This is a genomic window from Legionella nautarum, from assembly GCF_001467895.1.
Classification (GTDB): domain Bacteria; phylum Pseudomonadota; class Gammaproteobacteria; order Legionellales; family Legionellaceae; genus Tatlockia; species Tatlockia nautarum.
Map to the genome: position 1 here is coordinate 1 of NZ_LNYO01000020.1, position 2792 is coordinate 2792.

Below are 2792 nucleotides of genomic sequence, written 5' to 3' on the forward strand. Positions count from 1 at the left end.
ATGAGAAGGGTGGTTTACCGCTGATAATGCCAACTAAAAATTGAAATCCCGCGCCATATAGAGATTTAAAACTGTATGAGAAATAAGTAGCCCATCACCGCCAGCGGTATAGAATAAGTCTGATTAATTTAATAATCAGACCTCATATATGTCATTGTCGTTTTGCCTTAAAACACGGTCGTTATATAATAGGTAAAAGATAAAGAGGTTTAATCATGGGTGTTTACGTATTTAATGCTGAAGCGATACAGGGCTTACCATCAGTAATTTGTTTTCTAAAAGCTAAAACGCGAAAATCACCATTTGTATTAGAAATTACCTTCCGTAATTTTTTTATACCAGACTATGAGGCTTGGGACAAACAAACTGAGGGCGAGGTTTCAATTGAAAAAATTGTAGAAATTTCGACTCAACATTCTTTGAACTATTCCAAATTACCATTCATTGCTCAATTAGATATCCGTTGTCGTTGTTATAACTATCTAAGAATAAATAATTTATTGCATTATCCGAATGTTATACCCTTTCAATCTTTGCCTTACCGCATGCCGTCTTTAAACGATTGGCCTAAAAAGTCAGCAGAAATAATTCCCTTTTCTCAAACAGAATAAATTGATGCTAATACGCCTTGCGGGCTCCAGACCTTGCGTCCTAACGCAAAAATTTCCACAGTAGCCTGAAGCTTTTTTAGTGCCTTGTCTTTTAAAACATATGCAATTTGATCAAAACCATGAGCGTTAACCTGCAATGCCAGATCTCGCCCAGCTTTTCTCGAAGAGAGTTCCCTTTCTGTTTCGTTGGTTTGATAAATTACGTAGACCCTGTTTTCGGGCAAGAGTATAGATTTTATTACACTCAAAGTATTTAAATATTGAGGAACGAAGATAAGTGAAGTTCAAAATTCCTCATATGATTAGAGGCGGAACTATTTATTGATGATAAGGCGGTTTTAGGCCTTGAATTGATAGTGATATTAAATGAAAAGCCCATTAATGACAACTACATTATTGAAGTGGGAACTAATGTTGACCGAAAACAGGGTCTACGTACACACTAGGCCCACAGGAAAATGGTTTTGATCACTTTGCCCAATTCGGCAAGCGCCTTGTACGTGGGATGCTGGACGTTATTTCGGGTAAAACGGCGCAGTATAGCTTCTGGATCAGCGGTACCTTGCTTGAGCGCGGCCGTATATTTGATCATCTCATCATATTGGGTTTTACCGCATATCCAGACTAAACTGGCAATGTCGAAAAAAACTTTAAAAATCAACACAAATTATAAATGCTAAGGATTAAATTTGTAGATCGATAACCTGATTCGTTATACTTAGAGCCATTGCTGACGCCTCGAAACAACTAAATTATAAACATTCATTACAAATGATGAATCAAATTATTGTTCCATTGCCAGTTTAGTCTGGATATGCAGTAAAACCCGTTTTTTCATTAATTACATAATAAAAACAGCAAGCCAATGCATAGAGCAACTAAATATAGTTGCTAATATCGTAAAATCTTACTATAATATATGCAACTAAATATGGTTGCATATAAATGACAAAAATTGATAAATTACGTCAGCGTTTTCTTAGCAAACCTAAAAATTTCACTTGGGACGAGTTGAGGGTTTTGCTAATGAGTATGGGATTTGAAGAATACAATTCAGGAAAAACAAGTGGTTCAAGAGTTAGGTTCATCCATACTCAGTATGGAGATATTATGCTACACAAACCGCATCCAAATCCCGAACTAAAGGGCTATCAAATTAAGCAAATTTTAGTTCAGCTAAAGAAGGAGGGCTTGTTATGAAAAATATGTTAAAGCATAAAGGCTACTATGGATCTATTGAGTTTGACTCAGAAGACTTAATTTTTTATGGAAAATTGGAATTTATAAATTCATTGATTAGCTATGAAGGCGAAACAGCAAAAGAAATTGATAAAGCTTTTAAAGAGGCAGTTGAGGACTATCTTATAAGTTGTAAAGAAAGGGGGGTAGAACCAGAAAAACCTTTTAAAGGTTCTCTTAATGTAAGAATTGGTCCGGAACGACATGAAAAAGCAATGCTTATTGCAAAGGAAATGGGATGCTCAAGTTTAAATGACTTTTTTAAATTAGCTTTAGATCATGAATTTGAAAGGCACCTCGATACGGCATCTTAAATGAAAGAGAAGTGCTATGGAATTTAAAGAGCGTAGAGAACAATTTTTTAACCGCTTTGGGATTGAGTATTCAATTTCAAAAGATGAAGCTATTGTGTTTTTAAAAAATGGTATAAAAAATTCTTTAGAAAATATCGATATGGAGTTATCCGAAGAACAGATAAGAAATTATTGTAACCAATTTGGTTATTCTGTAGCTTTTGATTATGGCCCTGAGGGTAAATATGGGCATAATATTTTTAAATGCATAACAGAAGAAGGAAATTTCCATGTTTATCTTTTTAAATTGGAATCTTTATTTAATTGTAATTTTAGTCATAACTTTCATGGAAACAAAAGAAGTTTTGTTAAAGAAGAACTATATAAAGAAATTAAGAATGTTTTCATAAATTCTACACTTGATTTACTTTTTATTAATTCAAATCAAGATTATCTTATAATGCCATCTGGTTCTAAATTTTTGGATGAAGAAATTGTTACTAAGACATTAAAATTTCTAAATAAAAGTGCCCACTCACACTTGACGTGGTCTAATAGATCTGTACACGCCAGTTAAGAGATAATGTACTTAACTGGAGAAAGTAATGATGATAAGAAAGAAATACCCCAAAGAATTTAAACTTGATGC

4 protein-coding genes and 1 pseudogene are annotated in these 2792 nt (G+C 33.7%); 4 read left to right on the forward strand and 1 reads right to left on the reverse strand.

All coding sequences use genetic code 11. From position 1 onward, the window contains the following. Positions 1–215: 215 nt before the first annotated feature. Positions 216–611, forward strand: a complete 396-nt coding sequence (locus Lnau_RS10375; RefSeq protein ID WP_058505082.1) for a hypothetical protein — start codon at positions 216–218, stop codon at positions 609–611. 451 nt (positions 612–1062) lie between these two features. Here the strand turns inward: Lnau_RS10375 and Lnau_RS10385 are convergent. Beyond that, positions 1063–1218 (reverse strand): annotated as a pseudogene (locus tag Lnau_RS10385) (Tn3 family transposase); the annotation flags it as partial. A 338-nt stretch (positions 1219–1556) separates the two neighbouring features. On the opposite strand from Lnau_RS10385, the gene Lnau_RS10390 reads away from it, so the two are divergent. The 3 genes from Lnau_RS10390 to Lnau_RS10400 are packed head-to-tail and all read left to right on the forward strand — an operon-like array spanning position 1557 to position 2720. Then, a complete protein-coding gene (locus tag Lnau_RS10390) occupies positions 1557–1811 on the forward strand; it encodes a type II toxin-antitoxin system HicA family toxin (RefSeq protein ID WP_058505085.1) in 255 nt (84 codons plus the stop codon). Continuing rightward, positions 1808–2164, forward strand: coding sequence for a type II toxin-antitoxin system HicB family antitoxin (locus tag Lnau_RS10395; RefSeq protein WP_058505086.1), 357 nt, complete (start codon positions 1808–1810; stop codon positions 2162–2164). The genes Lnau_RS10390 and Lnau_RS10395 overlap by 4 nt, the downstream gene beginning before the upstream one ends. Before the next feature lie 16 nt (positions 2165–2180). Further along, positions 2181–2720 (forward strand): hypothetical protein, encoded by a 540-nt coding sequence (locus Lnau_RS10400; protein WP_058505087.1) that lies wholly within the window; start codon positions 2181–2183, stop codon positions 2718–2720. The last annotated feature ends 72 nt before the right edge of the window (positions 2721–2792 follow it).